Source organism: Winogradskyella ouciana, assembly GCF_009709615.1.
Classification (GTDB): Bacteria; Bacteroidota; Bacteroidia; order Flavobacteriales; family Flavobacteriaceae; genus Winogradskyella; species Winogradskyella ouciana.
In genome coordinates this window covers 1-231 of the sequence record NZ_WJYA01000328.1, presented here as the reverse complement: position 1 = coordinate 231, position 231 = coordinate 1, and the positions used below count along the sequence as shown (strand labels likewise).

The window sequence follows — 231 nt, the reverse complement described above, 5'->3', positions numbered from 1 at the left end:
TATCTTTCATAATCTGCTTGATTCTGTCATTTTTTTGTGCAAGCTTTTCTGTTAAGCGCGACTTTTCTGCTTCTGGATTTTCCAAACTGCATAGCACGTCTATCTCTTCTTGTGAAAAACGAAAATGAGCTAATTTTTCCTGTAATGCGAAAAGCTTTGCATCCAAGCTGAGTTTTTCTGTATAAAGCTCGCCCTTTTTACGGTATTCCTCTTCTGTTTCTACTTCAGCAA

General features: G+C 37.2%; 1 protein-coding gene. It reads right to left on the bottom strand.

Features of this window, described 5'->3' with window-relative positions:
- A partial coding sequence (locus F1003_RS19275) for a hypothetical protein (protein WP_162307032.1) occupies positions 1-231 on the bottom strand: 231 nt, incomplete at both ends.